Source organism: Cereibacter sphaeroides 2.4.1, assembly GCF_000012905.2.
Taxonomy (GTDB): Bacteria; Pseudomonadota; Alphaproteobacteria; order Rhodobacterales; family Rhodobacteraceae; genus Cereibacter_A; species Cereibacter_A sphaeroides.
Genome location: NC_007494.2, coordinates 497,434 through 514,491 on the forward strand (window position 1 = coordinate 497,434; position 17,058 = coordinate 514,491).

Consider the following 17,058-nt stretch of genomic DNA (forward strand, 5'->3'; position numbering starts at 1 on the left):
CTGCCGCCGCACCGCCATGGCCCCCGTCCCAGCGTCCCCCGGCGCCGCTCCGATCCGGCGCGACCCCTCCGACCTGCGCGATCAGGTCTATCTGCCCTCGCTGAGGCCGCTCGCGCCCCGGACGGAGCTGCCGTCCTGCCTTTCAGGCGGCACCCTCCTGCCCCGCGATCAGCAGGAGGCCGAGAGCTGCGCCGGTCAGGCCCTCGCGGCGCTGATCGATCTGCAGCACCAGAGCGCGGGCGCGGCCACGGCGCGCGTGTCCGCGCGGATGCTCTACCGGATGGCGCTGGTGCAGGACGGAAGCGCGGGCGGCGGGGTGGCCTCGCTCCGCTCCGTGCTGAAGGGCTTCTACCATTACGGCGTCTGCCCCGAGAGCCTCTGGCCCGACGGGAGCGGTTCGGATGCGCTGACCGCCGAACGGGCGAAGGCCGCGCGCGGCGTGACGCTCGGCGCCTACTATCGCGTGCTGCCCGGCCTGAACGACTGGCATGCGGCGCTGACCGATGTCGGCGCGCTCCTGGTTTCGGCCGAGATCCACGAGGGCTGGGACTGCCCCTTCGATCCGCAAAAGCCCCGCGACCGGCAGGGCCTCATAGTGCCCGTGCGCAGCGGCGGCACCGGCCACGCCTTCCTTGTGGTGGGCTATACCGAGGCGGGCTTTCTGGTCCTGAACTCCTGGGGAGCTGCCTGGGGCGGTTACGACGGGCGGCCCGGGATCGCGCTCTGGCCCTACGAGGACTGGGCCGAGACGGTCATGGACGCCTGGGTGCTGAGGCTGGGGGTGCCCGCGCCTGCCGCCTTCGCGCAGGCGCGCGGGCTCCATGGCCTCGGCTTCGACACAGGCCCCCTCGGCGCGTCGCAGGCCGCCTGCCACCGGCTGCTGGGCCATTTCGCCCATCTCGACGACGGCCGGCATGTCGACAGCGGCAGCTACGCCTCGTCCCGCGCCTCGGTGGAGGAGACGGCCCGCTGCCTCGAGGCGCGGCCGCGCCCCGTGCTCCTGTCGGTGGCAGGCTCGCTCTTCGGCCTTCAGGCCGGCATCGCGCACGAGATCCGGCGCCGCCCGACCGTCGAGGCCGTCGGTCTCTATCCCTACACAGTCTTCTGGTGCAACGACGCCTTCGACAGCACGAGCCTCGTGCTCGATCACCTCTTCGAGAAGGCGGTCCAGAAGGTCGGCCCCTTCGACCCGACCCTCGATGACACGATCGAGCGCGATACCGCCCCGATCGGCCGCGCCTTCTGGCGGGACGTCAAGGCCGCGGCATGGCGCGCGGGCAGCCACCGCCGCGACGGCCGCGAGGGCGATGCCGCCCATCTCTTCGACCGGCTGGCCGCGACGGGCGCGCCGCTGCATCTCCTGACCGACGGCGCCGGGGCGATCCTCCTCGGCCGGTATCTGCGCTCGCTGGAAGAGGGCGCTCTTCCGCCCGATGAGGCCGCCCGCAGGCAGAGGCTGCGCGAGAGGTTCTTCGCCGCCACGGCCTCGCTCACCCTCGTCACGCCGCCCCTCACGCTCGCGGCCTTCGACGAGGCCTTCGGGCCGCTTATCGACCATCTGCCCGAGGGCCGCGCGACGCTCTGGGTGCCGTCGCGGGGCCTCGATGCGAAGCTGCATGTCGGCGCGTACGCGCGCTCGATCCTGCATCTGATCTGCCACGGGTTCGAACGCGGCGAGGAGGATGGCACGGACGCGCCCACGCGGAGCTTCGTGGGCATGCCGCAGCATGTGACGGGGCTGCCCGGCCGGCTGACGCCGCGGCTTGCCAAGCTGGCCGTCTGCCGGATCGCGCAGCCCGACGCGTCCCGGCCCCGCTTCACGCAGGCCGACGTCAGCCTGAGTGCCGACTGCCACCGGCGGACACTCGACAGGATCCGGGCCATTGAGGCCCAGCGACAGGGAGGAACGGATGACGGAGAAAATCACGCTCGAGCAGCTGCAGGAGATGGCGGCCGATCCCGGAACGCGTCCTGAGGATCTCGCCCCCTATTTCCGCACGCGAGATGCGGCCTCGCCGTTCGATCCGCAGATCGAGATCGACGAGACGCGGGTCATGGTGCCCGACACGGCCGAGGCGGCCAGCCGCTCGGCGCTCGTGCTCAACAGCGCCAACTGGATCGAGCGGATGAAGCGGCAGACGCGCTTTCACCGCCGCCTGTCGGAAGGCAACTACACCGGCCCGATCATCGTCGAGGAGGGCGACAGCTGGTTCCAGTATCCGCTCCTGCTGCGCGACGTGATCGACGTGCTGATGGACCGCTATGCCATCTTCTCGCTGAGCGCCGGCGGCGACACGCTGGAAAACATGGCGACAGGGGCGCAGTATCGGAAGGCGCTGGAAGAGACGCAGGCCAGCATCCTGCTCCTGTCAGGGGGCGGCAACGACCTTGTGGCCGACGGGCAGCTGGCCGACCATCTGCGCCCCTTCGATCCGAACCTCCGCCCCGCCGACTATCTGCTCGGCAGCTTCGACCAGCTGATCGCCCGGTCGATGGCGCTCTACGACCGCATCTTCGCCGATGTGGCGCGCCGCTTTCCGAAGGTCGATGTGATCTGCCACGGTTACGACTACACCCTGCCCCGCATCCGCGGAAAGTGGCTGGGCCAGCCCATGCAGGCGCGCGGCATTGCGGATCCGGCCCTGCAGGCCTCCATCGCCGTGGTCATGGTCGACCGGCTGAATGCCGAGCTGGCCCGCCTCGCCCGCCGGCATCCGCGGGTGCATCACCTCGACCTGCGCGGCCGCGTGGAGCGCGATCACTGGAACGACGAGCTCCATCCCGACGACAGCGGCTATGCCGCGGTCGCCGCCGTCTTTGCCGAACGGATCGACGCTCTGACGCGCCGCCCGCGCGGGGTCCCGCGCGGCGCGGCGGCAGGCGGCCCGGCGCCGGAGGCCGCGCCCGCCCTCGTCCAGCCGCGCCCGATGGCCCTCTCGCTTCATGTGGGGGTGAACAGGGTCGATCAGGCGCATTACCGCAACTTCGTGCAGGATCTCGAATTCTGCGTGAACGATGCCGAGGCGATGCGGGATCTGGCGGTCCAGCGCGGCTACGAGACCCGCTTGCTGACGGACGCTCAGGCCACGCGCGAGGCGCTGCGCGGGGCGATGACCGATGCGGCGCAGCAACTGGAACCGGGCGGGATCTTCCTGATGAGCTATGCCGGGCACGGTGCCCAGATCGGCGACTTCAACGGCGACGAGGGCGACGGCCCGGACCGGGACCGGCTGGACGAGACGCTCTGCCTGCACGACGCCATGCTCGTCGATGACGAGCTCTACCAGCTGTGGGCCGCCTTCCGCGAAGGCGTGCGGGTGGTGGCGGTCTTCGATTCCTGCCATTCGGGCAGCATCCTCCGGGCGAGCGCCAATCGCCGCACCGACCGTGCCGGCCGCACGGGCCGCGTGCGCACCATCTCGCTTGGGGCGAGCGTCCAGATCTACCGCGCGAACCGCGCCTTCTACGACGGGTTGCCCTCCTCGATCCTGCCCTCCGACAGCGCGGTCCTGACCAAGGAGCTCACCTATCCCGTCAGCGCCTCCATCCTCCAGATCTCGGCCTGCCAGTCGAACCAGACCGCCGAGGAGGCCTTCGGCAACGGGCTCTTCACCGAGCGGCTGATGGCCACTCTGGCCGAGGGCAGCGGCCGGCTGGGCTACAGCGGCTTCACCGACCGGATTGCGGCGCGGATGCCGCCCGAGCAGACGCCGAAGTTCTGGCGCGTGGGGCGGCCCGATCCGGTCTTCGAGGCGCAGACCGTCTTCTCCGTCTGAAGCCGCCCCTCCGTCCCCCCGCGGCGCAGATCGCCATTCGCCCCGCGCGCGGCGCGTGCTAGCTCCGGGGCAACGGAAGGGGCGGTGATGCGGATTCTGATCGTCGAGGATGATCCGGTGCTGGCGGACGGGCTGCAGGTGGGCCTCCGGCTGGCGGGCTTCGTGCCCGAAGCGGTGGGCACGCTGGAGGATGCGCGCGCGGCGCTGGATGCCGGCCGGTTCGAGGCGATGGTGCTCGACCTGATGCTGCCCGACGGCTCGGGGCTCGAGCTTCTCGCCGAGCTTCGGGCCGCGCGCGAGGCGGTGCCGGTGCTGGTGCTGACGGCGCGCGACCGGCTCGACGACCGGGTGCGGGGGCTGGATCTCGGCGCGGACGACTATCTTGGCAAGCCCTTCGAGCTAGAGGAGCTGGCGGCCCGCCTGCGCGCCCTCGGCCGCCGCCCCGCGGCGCTGGCCACCACCCGGCCCGAATGGAACGGCGTGGCCCTCGACCTCGCGGCGATGGAGGCCTCGCGCGATGGCCGGCCCGTGGCGCTCTCGCCGCGGGAGTTCGCGGTCCTCCGCGCCCTCATGGCCCACCCCCGCGCGATCCTGAGCAAGGCCCAGATCGAGGAGCAGCTCTACGGCTGGCAGGAGGAGATCGAGAGCAACGCGATCGAGGTCCATGTCCACAAGCTGCGTGCCAAGCTCGGGCACGGCTTCATCGAGACGGTGCGCGGCGTGGGCTATCGGCTGGCGGAGGCCTCGTGAGTTCGATCCAGCGCCGCCTGTTTCTCGTCCTTCTCGCCGCCACCGGAGCGATCTGGCTCTCGGCCGCGCTCTGGGTCCATTCCTCGACGCGGACCGAGCTGAACCGGATGCTGGACAACCGGCTGGCCGAGGCCGCGCGCATGGTGGGCAGCCTCGTCGACGGCGACGGGCTGCCGCTCGACACGGCGATGCAGATGGCGGCCCCCGCCCTGCCCGGCGACACGGCCCACGGCTACGCCCACCAGCTCTCCTGTCAGGTCTGGGGACTGGACGGCACGCGGATCGCCGCCTCGTCGCAGGCCCCGGCCGAGGCGCTCTCGACCGTCCCGCAGGGCTTCAGCGAGCACGCGGCCGAGGGCATCGTCTGGCGAGTCTACACCCATTTGGACGAAGCGCGCGGCATCCGCGTGATGGTGGGCGACAGCCTGCGCATGCGCGAGCGGCTGCTGCACGACATGGTGCTGGGGCTCATGTGGCCTGCGCTCGTGGTGCTGCCGCTTCTCGCCGGCGCGATCTGGCTCAGCCTGCGCAGCGGCCTTGCGCCGCTCCGGCGCATCACCCGCGAACTCGCGCATCGCGGGGCCGACGATCTTTCGCCCCTCCATGCGCCCGCGCCGGGCGAGGTGGCGCCGGTGGTCGAGGCGCTGAACGGGCTCTTCCGCCGGGTGCAGGCGGCGCGCCAGCATGAGCAGGATTTCACGGCCTATGCCGCGCACGAGTTGAAGACCCCGCTCGCGGGCCTGAAGATGCAGGCCGAGGTGGCGAGGCGGGCGCCGGATGCCGCAACGCGCGACCATGCGCTGGCCCAGATCCGGCGCGCGGTCGACCGGTCGGACCGGCTGGTGCACCAGCTCCTCGACATGGCGGCGGTGGATCAGGGCGCGGCCGAGAGCCCGCCCCGCCCGCTCGGCCGGATCGGCGCCGAGGTGCTGGAGCTGACCCTGCCCGCCGCCCGGGCGCGCGACGTGCGGCTGACGCTCGACTGCGCGCCGGCCCTCGCCGACCGGCCGCAGCGCGATCCTGCCCTTCTGGTGGTGGCCCTGCGCAACCTCGTCGAGAATGCGGTCCATGCCAGCGCCGAGGGCGGGCGGGTGGAGCTGGCCTTCCGGCCCGACGGGGCGGGCTGGCGGGCCGAGATCCGCGACGAGGGCCCCGGCATTCCTCAGGACATCCGGGGACGGATCACCGAACGCTTCTACCGCGGCCCCACCGGCGGCGAGGGCAGCGGCCTCGGACTGGCCATCGTCGAGGCGGCGGCCCGGCGGCTCGGGGCGCAGTTCGCGCTCCGCCCGCAGAGCCCGCGCGGCGAGGTGGCGACCCTGCTCTTTCCCGCTTCCGATCTCGCCTGAGCCGAGAGTGCGCCCTGCTGCCGCACCGCTTCGGCCGTTTCCCGGTCGGCCGGACAGGCCCTCCATCCGAAAGATCCTGTAAATCCGTCCGATGGATGATGCCCGCCACCGGCGCCAAGGTCTATGGGTTCCGCAGTGGCTTCCGGCGCAGCAACCATGCGCGAAAGGGATGGATGTATGAGGGTGACGATCAGAACCAAACTGGCCGCGGCATTCACCGTGGTTTTCGTCATGGCGGGGTTGGCGGTGGCGCTCGCCCTGGTCCAACTGGGGCGTGTCGACCAGCGCATGACCGAGGTCATCGACGAGCATGTGCAGGAGGTGGTGCTCGCCCAGCGGCTCAGCATCGGGCAGTATCGCGTGATGGCCAGCATCCGCGCGCATCTGCTCGACCGGGACTCGGACTCCGCGATCCAGATCGAGACGAGCGTGCAGGAGGGCCGGATGATCCAGCGCCGCGCCCTGCGTGCCCTGCGCGACAGACCGCAGGATGCGGCGACAGCCGATCTCCTGATCCGCTACAACGATCTCAGGAAGCAGATCCAGCGGGTGAACAACCGCGCCATGATCCTGTCGCTCGGGGGCAACCCGCAGGGCGCGGCCGCCTTCCTCCGCGAGGCGGGCGCGGCCGGCCTCGAACGGTCGCTCGAGGGCCTGTCCGAAGATCTGGTAACCCACAAGCTCGAGCTTCTCGAGCGTGAGAAGGCCGAGGCGAATGCCGAAGGGCGCTCCGTGCTGGCGCTCGTGATGCTGATCGGGGCCCTGTCCGCAGTCGTGGGCTCGGCAGCGGCGATCTGGATCACGCTCTCGATCGGCCGCGGGCTTCGCCGGGCCCTCGCACTCACGCGGCGGGTCGCGGCCGGCGACCTCACGGAGGGCGAAGAGGTCAAGGGACGCGACGAGATCGCCGATCTGCTCGGTGCCAGCAACCGGATGCTCGAGAAGCTGCGCGAGGTGATGGACGAAGTGTCGGGCACCGCCCGCGATGTGGCGGCGGCGAGCGGCCGGATGGCCACGGCCGCCGGGCAGCTCAAGTCCGGCACGGAAGAGCAGGCCTCGGCCACAGTCGAGGCCTCGGCCGCGGTCGAGCAGATGGTGGGCAACATCACCCAGTCCGAGAGCAATGCCGGCGTCACCGCGCAGATCGCGGGCTCCTCGGCGGACGATGCGCGGCGCTGCGGCGTGGCGGTGGCCGAGGCCGTGCGGTCGATGCAGGAGATCGCCGAGCGGATCGGCGTGGTCCGCGAGATCGCCCGGCAGACCGACCTTCTGGCGCTGAATGCGGCCGTCGAGGCCGCGCGGGCGGGTGAGCAGGGACGCGGCTTTGCCGTCGTCGCGGCCGAGGTGCGGCGGCTCGCCGAACGCAGCGCCGAGGCCGCGGCCGAGATCTCGACCCTCTCCGCCGGGACGGCGCGGGCCGCGGCCGGGGCCGGCGAGATGATCGACCGGCTGGTGCCCGAGATCGAGCGCACGTCGGAGCTCGTCACCGACATCTCGGTCGCCTCGCGCGAGCTGTCCGAGGGCGCGCGGCAGGTCTCGCTCGCCATCGATGCGCTCGACCGGGTGACGCAGCAGACCGATGCGGCCTCGAAGCTGCTCGACGAGGATGCGGAGGATCTGGCGGCGCGGGCCCGGCGGCTTCTGACCAGCGCGACCTACTTCCGCACCGGACCCGCGACCGAAGGCGGTGAGGCAGAAGAGGCCGCGGCCCCCGAGGACTGGCGCGCCGTGGCCTGACCCGCGCCGTTGTCGTGGGGGGCGGGCGCGGCTAGGCTTGCGGCAAGTCTCAGGAGAGCGCCGCATGATCCGCACGACCATCACCCTCGACGAGGAACTCGCCGCCGAGATCGACGCCCATGTGGCGCGCTCGGCGGTGCCGAACCGCTCGGAGGCGATCCGCGATCTGGTGCGCCGCGGGCTGGCGGCCGGGCCCGCGAAACCTGCCGACACGCTCTGCATCGGCGTGATCTCCTGCGCGATGGAGCAGACCCTGCCCGAGCTTTCGCGCCGGGTGCGGGAGGCGCGTCTGGCCCGGCACGACGAGATCCGCTTCGTCACCAGCGTGCCCCTCAATCACCGCGAGACGATCGACCTCATCGTCCTGCAGGCCAGCGTCTCGCGGATCGAGGATCTTGCGGCCCGGCTCTCGCTCGAGCGCGGGGTGCGCCATGCCACGGTCGGGCTGATCCCGATCGAGGAGGAGGTCCAGATCCACGCGCATGACGACGAGGAGCCGCACAGCCACAGCCACCTGCGGGTGCAGCAGAACTTCTGATCCCCGGCGGGTCCCGCCCGTCCGTCGGCAGGTTTACGGGTCGCCTCGCCCGGGTGACCTGCACCCTGCCCTTCGGAAGGGGCGACCTCACCGCCCGGAAGGACCGGTAATGGCCGAGGTGCGCTCTCCCCGGCCCCGCCAGCGCTGGGGATCCGGCCCTGCTCAGACACCGATGCCGAGGTCGACCCGATCTTCCCCGAGGCTTCCGGCAGGGCGTAAGCCGGGACGTCCCGTCGCCCGAGCCGGTGCGGGGCCTTCCCGCTCCGAGGCGGGGCGCGTCTTCGCGCCGCCCTATTCGGCGGGCTGAGCGGTGCGGGATGCGGCGGTGCGGGCGATGGCCCTCTCCTCGGACCGGCGCGCGAGGTAGAGCGCAGCCCCAAGGCCTGCGAGAAGCGCGAGGATCACCGGCGGCGCCGCCGTGGCCGCCATCAGCCCGAGGAACAGCACGGCGGCGGTCGCCAGCGCCATCATCGTTTCCAGCAGGATCAGCATCGTCCCCTCCTTCCTGTGTCTCGCGGGCCCGGATGCCCTGCGCCCGCCCGCGGGCCTGTGCCTTTCTCGGCCGCCCGGGCGGCAGGAGCAACCGTGCCCCCCTGCGGCGCAGGGTCGCCGTCGGCTGCCTCGGCGGGCGCCGGTGTCCTGCGCCTGACGCTGCGGCATCTCCCCCTTCCCGCAGGCGGACCCGTGCCCGCGCGCAGGGCCGCCCTCCACGGAACCGGGCTCCGTCCGAACCGGTTCTGCCCCGACGAAGGAGATCCACATGACCAAATCGCACGACGAGATCTGGGACGACTGGCAGTCGCTCGTGAACATGGCGCCCGCCGATCTCGACCGCTGGCTCGAGACCGAGGAGAGCCGGAGCGTCGGCGACAGCTCGGACGGCGGCGAGAGCACCGGGCACCGGTCGGGGCGGCGGATCGTGGAGATCCGGCGCAAACGGAAGGCGGATCTGGCCGAGCAAGACTGGGACCACATGGGCCGCGTGGTGGGCTACATCCGCCGCCATCTGGCGCAGGGCGGGCCGTCCTCGGACAAGGAACATTCGCGCTGGCGCTATTCGCTGATGAACTGGGGCCACGATCCGCTGAAGTGACACCGTCTCCGGGGGGCATCGCGAGGCGGCGGAAGCCGTCTTCACTGCCGGAGAACGGGCTGCCAGTTCGCCGGCCCTGCCCGGCCTTAAGGCCCCGGCGCCGGCGCGCCGCGCGCGCGGCAGGCCTCGACGAAGGCCTGCATGGCCGCGATGCGCGCGCCCGAGAGGTTCCACAGCACCCCCGTCTGCCGCCCGCCCGCATCCGGCAGGGCGATCTTGCGCAGCCTCAGCCCCTCGGGCCAGGGCGGCGCCCAATCCGGCACGATGGCCACGCCGAGGCCCCGGCTCACGAGGCCCGCGATGGCATCGAGCGCATCGAGCTCCAGCCACTCGCGGACCTTCAGCGTGTTCTGGCGCAGGTAGCGGTCGACGATCTGCCCGCCCCACTGGTTGCGGTCGTAGCGGATGAACGGATGGCTCTGGAGGATGGCGAGCGGATCGGTGCCCGGCGCCTCCTCGGGCACCAGAAGCACCAGCGGTTCCTCGCGCAGCGTGAGCCAGCCGGTCGATTTCGGCACCGGAAACTGCGGGCGCACGATCACCGCCGCATCGAGATCGCCCGCAATCACCCCGTGATAGAGGTTCACCGAGGAATCCGGCCGGATGTGATATTCGATCCGCGGATGGCGCGCGCGCAGCCGGGCGACGATGCCGGGCAGAAGCCCGGTCAGCGAGGTGGCGATGGCGCCGAGGCGCAGCTGACCCGCGGGCTCGTCCTGCGCCGCGATGGCGCGGAGATCGCGCGCGCCCTCGATCAGCGCGCGGGCATGGTCGAGCACGGCCAGCCCCGAGGCCGTGGGCCGCACCCGCCGCCCCGCGCGCATCACGAGGGAATGGCCCAGATCCTGCTCGAGCGTGCGCAGCCGCTGCGACAGGGCCGCAGGCGTCAGGTTCAGCCGCCGCGCGGCCTCGGCGATGGAGCCGCAATCGGCGACCGCCACGAAGCTCTCGAGAAAGCGGATGTCCATGGCGCCCTCCGTGACCCACGGCTTTCCTATCTTCTCAAATAACAAAAAGCCATTTTTTCTTTCGCCTCACCCGGCGTAGACCATGCCCGAAGCGAGGGCCTGCGCGAGAGGAGCCAGACATGTCGATCGAGGCGAAATTCAAGAAACTCGGCACCGACAACGCCCCCGGGCAGGAGGTGCGCCAGTCGGCGGCAGGTCTCGAGGCGCTGATACGCGGGGCCCCGATCGAGGGCCGGCCGGTCGATTTCTCGCATGGCGACGTGGATGCGCACGAGCCGACGCCGGGCGCCTTCGACCTCTTCTCGGCGGGCGTGCAGTCGGGGGGCGTGCAGGCCTATACGGAATATCGCGGCGATCTGGGCATCCGCGACCTGTTGGCCCCGCGGCTCGCGGCCTTCACGGGCGCGCCCGTCGATGCCCGCGACGGGCTCATCATCACGCCCGGCACACAGGGGGCGCTCTTCCTCGCGGTGGCGGCCACGGTCGCGCGCGGCGACAAGGTGGCCATCGTCCAGCCCGACTATTTCGCCAACCGCAAGCTCGTCGAATTCTTCGAAGGCGAGATGGTGCCGGTGCAGCTCGATTACGTCTCGGCCGACGAGACGCGGGCGGGCCTCGATCTGACGGGGCTCGAGGAAGCCTTCAAGGCCGGCGCCCGGGTCTTCCTCTTCTCGAACCCGAACAACCCCGCGGGTGTGGTCTATTCGGCCGAGGAGATCGGCCAGATCGCGGCGCTGGCCGCGCGCTACGGCGCGACCGTGATTGCCGACCAGCTCTATTCCCGGCTGCGCTATGCGGGGGCGAGCTACACCCACCTGCGCGCCGAAGCTGCGGTGGATGCCGAAAATGTCGTCACCATCATGGGCCCGTCGAAGACAGAATCGCTCTCGGGCTACCGGCTGGGCGTGGCCTTCGGCTCCCGCGCCATCATCGCGCGGATGGAGAAGCTGCAGGCCATCGTGAGCCTGCGCGCCGCGGGCTACAGCCAGGCGGTGCTGCGCGGCTGGTTCGACGAGGCGCCGGGCTGGATGGAGGACCGCATCGCCCGGCATCAGGCGATCCGCGACGAGCTTCTGCACGTGCTGCGCGGCTGCGAGGGCGTCTTCGCCCGCACGCCTCAGGCCGGCAGCTACCTCTTCCCGCGGCTGCCGAAGCTCGCCGTGGCGCCGGCCGAGTTCGTCAAGATCCTGCGGCTGCAGGCAGGCGTGGTGGTGACGCCGGGCACCGAGTTCAGCCCGCACACGGCCGACAGCGTGCGGCTGAACTTCAGCCAGGATCACGAGGCCGCCGTCGCCGCCGCCCGGCGGATCGTGACGCTGGTCGAGCGGTATCGCGCATGACGGCCGCCCTGTCCCAGCCGATCCCGCAGGGCGACTACATTCCGGCCCGCCGGGCAGGGGCGCTGATCTTCACCTCGGGCATGACGCCCCGCCGCGAGGGGGTGCTCCAGTTCACCGGCCCCGTGCGCCGCGACCAGCCGCTCGAAGAGCAGCGCGAGGCCGTCCGGCTTGCCTGCGAGAATGCGCTGGCGGCCGCGCGCGGCCTTCTGGCCGAGGGCGAGAGCCTTTCGCTGATCCTCTCGCTCACCGTCTATGTCGCGGCCGAGCCCGGCTTCGAGGCGCATTCGAAGCTCGCCGATTTCGCCTCGGCGCGGCTGCGCGAGGAGCTGGGGCCCGCGGGCATCGGCGCCCGCGCCGCGGTCGGCGTGGCGACCCTCCCCGGCAATGCCCCCGTCGAGATCCAGCTCATCGCCTCCGTCTGACAGAACCCGGGCCGGTCCGGCCCTCCAGCCCCTCGGAACGCTCCCCAGATGACCAGCTCCCGCCTCTCCTCCCGCCTTCAGGCCGTGCAGCCCTCGCCCACCATCGCCATGACGCGCCTTGCAGCCCAGCTCCGCCGCGAGGGCAAGGACATCATCGGCCTGTCGCAGGGCGAGCCCGATTTCGACACGCCCGTCCATATCCGGCAGGCCGCGGCCGCCGCCATCGAGGCAGGCCAGACCCGCTACACCGACGTGGACGGCACGCCCGAGCTGAAGGCCGCCATCGTCGAGAAATTCCGCCGCGAGAACGGGCTCTCCTACGAGACGAACCAGATCAGCGTCGGCACCGGCGGCAAGCAGGTGCTCTACAACGCGCTGCTGGCCACGCTCGACGAGGGCGACGAGGTGATCGTGCCCGCGCCCTACTGGGTCTCCTACCCCGACATGGTGCGGCTCGCGGGCGGGGTGCCGGTCACCGTTTCCTGCCCCGAGGAGGACGATTTCCTGCTGACCGCGCCCGCGCTGCGGGCCGCGATCACGCCGCGCACCAAATGGGTGATCCTGAACTCACCCTCGAACCCGACCGGCATGGGCTATTCGGCCGCCCATCTGCGCGCGCTGGCCGACGTGCTGCTCGAGTTCCCGCATGTGCTGGTGATGACCGACGACATGTACGAGCATCTGCGCTACGACGGCTGGGAATTCGCCACCATCGCGCAGGTCGAGCCGAAGCTCATGGACCGGGTGCTGACCTGCAACGGCGTGTCGAAGGCCTTCTCGATGACCGGCTGGCGCATCGGCTATGCCGGGGGTCCGGCCGACATCATCAAGGCGATGGCCACGCTCCAGTCGCAATCGACCTCGAACCCCTCCTCGGTGAGCCAGGCCGCGGCGCTCGCGGCCCTGACGGGGCCGATGGAGTTCCTGGCCGAGCGCAACGAGATCTTCCGCCAGCGGCGCGACCTGTGCCTCTCGGCGCTGAACCAGATCGAGGGGCTGAGCTGCGTGCGCCCGAACGGCGCCTTCTACCTCTTCCCCTCCTGCGCGGGCATGATCGGCCGCACCCGTCCCGACGGGCGCAAGATCGAGACCGACACGGATTTCGTGATGTATCTCGTCGAGGAGGCGGGCGTGGCCGCGGTGCCGGGCAGCGCCTTCGGCCTCGCGCCCTACTTCCGCATCTCCTTTGCCACCGACACCGAGCGGCTGCGCACCGCCTGCGAGCGGATCCGCGCGGCCTCGGCCCGGCTGACCTGAGGCCGGGCCCCACAGCGGCCCTGCCGGCAGCGGCGGGCCCCAACCACGACAAGACGGAGACCGACATGGATCTGGGCATCAGAGGCAAGACGGCGCTGGTTCTGGGCGCGGGCGGGGGCCTCGGCGGCGCCATCGCCCGCTCGCTCGCCCGCGAGGGCGCGCGGGTGGCGCTCGGCGACATCGACCTCGCCGCGGCCGAAGCCACCGCCGAGGCGATCCGGGCCGAGGGCGGCACGGCGCTGCCGCTCGCCTGGGATCTGGCCGACCTCGGCGCCATCGAGACGAACGTGAGCCTGATCGAGGCCGAGCTGGGCCCGGTCGACATCCTCGTGAACAACACGGGCGGGCCGAAGCCCTCGCCGATCGCCGGGCAGGAGGCCGCGCTCTGGCGCGCGAGCTTCGAGTCCATGGTGCTCTCGGTCATCTCCATCACCGACCGCGTGCTGCCGGGCATGAAGGCCCGCAAATGGGGCCGCATCATCACCTCGACCTCGTCGGGCGTGGTGGCGCCGATCCCGAACCTCGGCCTGTCGAACGCGCTGCGCATCTCGCTCGTGGGCTGGTCGAAGACGCTCGCGCGCGAGGTGGGCCGCGACGGCATCACGGCCAACGTCGTGCTGCCCGGCCGCGTCGCCACCAAGCGCATCACCTTCCTCGACGAGCAGAAGGCCGCGCGCGAAGGCCGGGCCGTGGCCGAAGTGGCCGCCGAGAGCGTGGCCTCGATCCCGCTCGGCCGCTATGGTCAGCCCGAGGAATATGGCGATGCCGTGGCCTTCCTCGCCTCGGCCCGCGCCTCCTACATCACCGGCAGCACCATCCGCATCGACGGCGGCCTGATCGCCAGCGTCTGACCCCAAAGGAAACAGAATGACCACCGACACCGCCAAGGAACAGGCCCTGATCGAGGCGCTGCGCGGCGTGACCACCGCGACGCTCACCACCGTCCTTCTGAAGAAGGGCCTGCGCAACGTCTGGATGCGCGGCGCCATGCCGCTCGAGCCCGGCCAGCCGCGCATCGTGGGCCGCGCCTTCACCCTGCGCTTCGTGCCCGCCCGCGAAGACCTCGCCACCCCGGCCAGCTGGTCCTCGCCGATCTCGACCCGCGCCGCCATCGAGGCGATGCCCGAAGGCTGCATCTGCGTCGTCGATGCGATGGGCATCACCGATGCGGGGATCTTCGGCGACATCCTCTGCGCGCGGATGAAGAAGCGCGGCGTGGCGGCCCTCGTGACCGACGGGGTCGTGCGCGACGTGGCGGGCGTGCGCGGCACGGGCCTGCCGGTCTGGTGCGCGGGCGTGGCCGCTCCGCCCTCGGTCGCGGGCCTGACCTTCGTGGCCTGGGAGCAGCCGGTGGGCTGCGGCGGCGTGGCCGTCTTCCCGGGCGACATGGTGGTGATCGACGACGATGGCGCCGTGCTGATCCCGGCCGATCTGGTCGAGGCCGTGACCGAGGAATCGGTCGAGCAGGAGCGTCTCGAGGGCTGGATCATGACTCAGGTCGAGGCGGGCGTGCCGCTGCCGGGCCTCTATCCCGCCAATGCCGAGAACAAGGCCAGGTACGAGGCCTGGAAGGCGCAGTCGGGCCAGTGATCTTCGGCGGGGCCGCGAGGGCCCGCCTTCCGTCTCCCCACTCCCCGGGCAAGGGCTCGTCCCTGCCCGGGGCCTTTTGTGAAAGGCTCTCCCCATGTCGCGGATCGCGCTTGTCACCCGTCTGTCGCCCGAGGCCGAGGCCCATTGGGCGGGCCATCTCGCCCGCGCCCTGCCCGGCGAGCGGATCGACGGCTTCCGCGAGCTGAGCCCCGCCGAGCGGGCCGAGGTGGACATCGCCATCGTGGCCAATCCCGACCCGGCCGATCTGGCCGAGCTTCCGAACCTCGTCTGGATCCACAGCCTCTGGGCCGGGGTCGAGCGGCTGGTGGCCGAACTGGGCCATCTCGCGCGCCCCATCGTGCGGCTCGTCGACCCCGAGCTCGCCCGCACCATGGCCGAGGCGGCTTTGGCCTGGACCTATTATCTCTTCCGCGACATGCCGGCCTATGCCGCCCAGCAGCGCGCCCGCGTCTGGAAGGGGCTGCCCTACAAACGCCCCGAGCGCACGACAGTGGGCGTGCTGGGCTTGGGCGAACTCGGGGCGGCGGCGGCCCTCCGGCTCCGCGACGCGGGCTTCGACGTCCATGGCTGGAGCCGGTCGCCCAAGGAGATCGCGGGTGTGACCTGCCATGCCGGCGAAGAAACGCTCGAGCGGATGCTGGGGCAGGTCGAGATCCTCGTCTGCCTCCTGCCGCTCACGGGCGAAACGCGGGGGCTTCTCGATGCGCGCCGGCTGGCGTGCCTGCCCGAGGGAGCGCAGATCGTCAACTTCGCCCGCGGCCCGATCCTCGACAGCGCGGCGCTGATCGAAGCACTCGACAGCGGCCGGATCGGCCATGCGGTGCTCGACGTGTTCGAGGTCGAGCCCCTGCCCGAGGCCTCGCCCTTCTGGGGCCATCCGAAGGTGACCGTGCTGCCGCATATCTCAGCCGCCACCGACCCCGAGACCGCCTCGGCCATCGTGGGCGCGCATGTGGCCGACTACCGCGCGACCGGCCGTATCCCGCCCTCGGTCGATCTCACCCGCGGCTACTGAAAGGCGGCCCGCGCCCCGCCCCGGCGAGCCCGGGGCGCAGGCTCCGGTTCAGCAGCAGGCGGGTGTTTCGAGAGCTTTCCGGCAAAGGCGCCCCCCGGGATGAGGCCCCGGCTTTCCACCGGGACAAGCCGCCGAATCGCGCCGGACCCGGAGCGGTTTCCGGGGGTGGCTTGCGTTCCAAGACGCCCGTCCGGCAATCCACCCGCTCTGCCTCACGCCCTTCCCGCTCAGGCGGGGCGGGCGCCGATCAGGCTGCGGCGATCGAGCACGCAATGGACGCCCTTCTGCCCGTTCACCGCCTGCGTGATCCGCAGGTCGGCGCAGAGGCTCGCGTGCCGCCAGGCCTCGGTGCGGGTGAGGCCCGTCTGCGCGCAGATCCAGTCGAGCATCCGGGCGGTCGCATCGCGTGCGGCCCCGTCGAGCGTCTCGTGAAAGCCCATGGTCACGATCAGATCGCCCAGCTCGATCTCGGGGGCGGCGGGCGCCGTGCCCTTTTCGAGCGTGAAGCGGAAGCGGCCGGTCAGTGCCGTTTCGAGCGCGGTGTCGCAGACCTCGCCGTCGCCCTGCAGCGCATGACCGTCGCCCGCAAAGAACAGCGCGCCCGCGCAGAAGACCGGGAAGGAGATCCGCGCGCCCTGCCGGAAGAAGCGGTTGTCCACATTGCCGCCGAAGGGTCCGGGCGGAACCGAGCTGACCCGGCCGCCCTCGGGCGGCGGCGCCACGGCGAGGATGCCGAAGAAGGGCGCCAGCGCCACCTCGGGGCCCCAGGGCAGGCGCGCGCTGCGGCGCGCCCGGTCGATGGGGACGACGAGGCTCTCGTAGGCGGGCGCGAGGTCGGGGAAGATCCCGAAGCCGGGCTCGATGGCGCTCCAGCCCCAGTCCTGCGCGAGCGTAATCTCCTCGATCTCGACCACCAGCCGGTCGCCGGGCTCGGCCCCCGCGATATGGACCGGCCCCGTCAGCATGTGGGGCCCGAGATGGGGCACCTGCGCCTCCATCACCGCGCGGTGGCTGGCCAGCACCCGGCAGGGGTGGCCCTCGGGCGGCAGATTGCGCGGGCCGCCCGAGAGGGTCTCGATCACCGCCCGCTCGCCCGGCGCGAGCTGCAGCACGGGGGCGGCGGCGGGATCGAGATGGCCCCACGAGACGGTCGCGGGCGAGGCGGGAAGGTGGTGGTCCAGAGGGCGCTCCATCGGCGGAAG

The 17,058-nt window shown here is 71.7% G+C and carries 16 protein-coding genes; 13 read left to right on the forward strand and 3 right to left on the reverse strand.

What is annotated here, in order from left to right; all coding sequences use genetic code 11:
* The first annotated feature begins 16 nt into the window (after nt 1–16).
* The 6 genes from RSP_RS17790 to nikR all read left to right on the forward strand — a co-directional run bounded on the left by RSP_RS17790 (nt 17) and on the right by nikR (nt 8,150).
* A complete protein-coding gene (locus tag RSP_RS17790; protein WP_011339303.1) occupies nt 17–1,975 on the forward strand; it encodes a C1 family peptidase in 1,959 nt (652 codons plus the stop codon).
* Complete coding sequence (locus RSP_RS17795; RefSeq protein WP_017140382.1) at nt 1,911–3,776, forward strand: caspase family protein; 1,866 nt, start codon at nt 1,911–1,913, stop codon at nt 3,774–3,776. The genes RSP_RS17790 and RSP_RS17795 overlap by 65 nt, the downstream gene beginning before the upstream one ends.
* A gap of 87 nt (nt 3,777–3,863) precedes the next feature.
* On the forward strand, nt 3,864–4,526 hold the full coding sequence (locus RSP_RS17800) for a response regulator (protein WP_017140383.1): 663 nt from the start codon (nt 3,864–3,866) through the stop codon (nt 4,524–4,526).
* Nucleotides 4,523–5,875, forward strand: coding sequence for a sensor histidine kinase (locus RSP_RS17805; protein WP_011339306.1), 1,353 nt, complete (start codon nt 4,523–4,525; stop codon nt 5,873–5,875). The genes RSP_RS17800 and RSP_RS17805 overlap by 4 nt, the downstream gene beginning before the upstream one ends.
* A gap of 177 nt (nt 5,876–6,052) precedes the next feature.
* Nucleotides 6,053–7,612, forward strand: a complete 1,560-nt coding sequence (locus RSP_RS17810; protein WP_011339307.1) for a methyl-accepting chemotaxis protein — start codon at nt 6,053–6,055, stop codon at nt 7,610–7,612.
* A gap of 64 nt (nt 7,613–7,676) precedes the next feature.
* The gene (nikR, locus tag RSP_RS17815) at nt 7,677–8,150 is read left to right on the forward strand and encodes a nickel-responsive transcriptional regulator NikR (RefSeq protein ID WP_011339308.1); all 474 of its coding nucleotides are present in this window, start codon (nt 7,677–7,679) and stop codon (nt 8,148–8,150) included.
* Nucleotides 8,151–8,441: 291 nt separating this feature from the next.
* On the opposite strand, the gene RSP_RS17820 is transcribed toward nikR, so the two are convergent.
* Nucleotides 8,442–8,642 carry a hypothetical protein gene (locus tag RSP_RS17820; protein ID WP_009562741.1) on the reverse strand — a complete coding sequence of 67 codons (201 nt, stop codon included), beginning with the start codon at nt 8,640–8,642 and terminating at the stop codon, nt 8,442–8,444.
* 268 nt (nt 8,643–8,910) lie between these two features.
* Here RSP_RS17820 and RSP_RS17825 point away from each other — a divergent pair, with 268 nt between their 5' ends.
* Entirely contained in the window at nt 8,911–9,243 is a 333-nt protein-coding gene (locus tag RSP_RS17825; protein WP_011339310.1) for a DUF3140 domain-containing protein, read from the forward strand.
* A gap of 86 nt (nt 9,244–9,329) precedes the next feature.
* Here RSP_RS17825 and RSP_RS17830 read toward each other — a convergent pair whose 3' ends face one another.
* Nucleotides 9,330–10,211 carry a LysR family transcriptional regulator gene (locus RSP_RS17830; RefSeq protein ID WP_009562743.1) on the reverse strand — a complete coding sequence of 294 codons (882 nt, stop codon included), beginning with the start codon at nt 10,209–10,211 and terminating at the stop codon, nt 9,330–9,332.
* Between the two features lie 119 nt (nt 10,212–10,330).
* Here RSP_RS17830 and RSP_RS17835 point away from each other — a divergent pair, with 119 nt between their 5' ends.
* The 6 genes from RSP_RS17835 to RSP_RS17860 all read left to right on the forward strand — a co-directional run bounded on the left by RSP_RS17835 (nt 10,331) and on the right by RSP_RS17860 (nt 15,856).
* Nucleotides 10,331–11,551, forward strand: coding sequence for a pyridoxal phosphate-dependent aminotransferase (locus RSP_RS17835; protein WP_011339311.1), 1,221 nt, complete (start codon nt 10,331–10,333; stop codon nt 11,549–11,551).
* Nucleotides 11,548–11,973, forward strand: coding sequence for a RidA family protein (locus tag RSP_RS17840; RefSeq protein WP_011339312.1), 426 nt, complete (start codon nt 11,548–11,550; stop codon nt 11,971–11,973). The genes RSP_RS17835 and RSP_RS17840 overlap by 4 nt, the downstream gene beginning before the upstream one ends.
* Nucleotides 11,974–12,021: 48 nt before the next feature.
* Nucleotides 12,022–13,230, forward strand: coding sequence for a pyridoxal phosphate-dependent aminotransferase (locus RSP_RS17845; protein ID WP_009562744.1), 1,209 nt, complete (start codon nt 12,022–12,024; stop codon nt 13,228–13,230).
* 65 nt (nt 13,231–13,295) lie between these two features.
* A complete protein-coding gene (locus tag RSP_RS17850) occupies nt 13,296–14,081 on the forward strand; it encodes an SDR family oxidoreductase (RefSeq protein ID WP_011339313.1) in 786 nt (261 codons plus the stop codon).
* Between the two features lie 16 nt (nt 14,082–14,097).
* A complete protein-coding gene (locus RSP_RS17855; protein WP_011339314.1) occupies nt 14,098–14,820 on the forward strand; it encodes a ribonuclease activity regulator RraA in 723 nt (240 codons plus the stop codon).
* Between the two features lie 94 nt (nt 14,821–14,914).
* A complete protein-coding gene (locus RSP_RS17860) occupies nt 14,915–15,856 on the forward strand; it encodes a 2-hydroxyacid dehydrogenase (RefSeq protein ID WP_011339315.1) in 942 nt (313 codons plus the stop codon).
* Between the two features lie 227 nt (nt 15,857–16,083).
* Here the strand turns inward: RSP_RS17860 and RSP_RS17865 are convergent, their stop codons facing one another.
* Nucleotides 16,084–17,049, reverse strand: a complete 966-nt coding sequence (locus RSP_RS17865; protein ID WP_011339316.1) for an acetamidase/formamidase family protein — start codon at nt 17,047–17,049, stop codon at nt 16,084–16,086.
* Nucleotides 17,050–17,058: the final 9 nt, after the last annotated feature.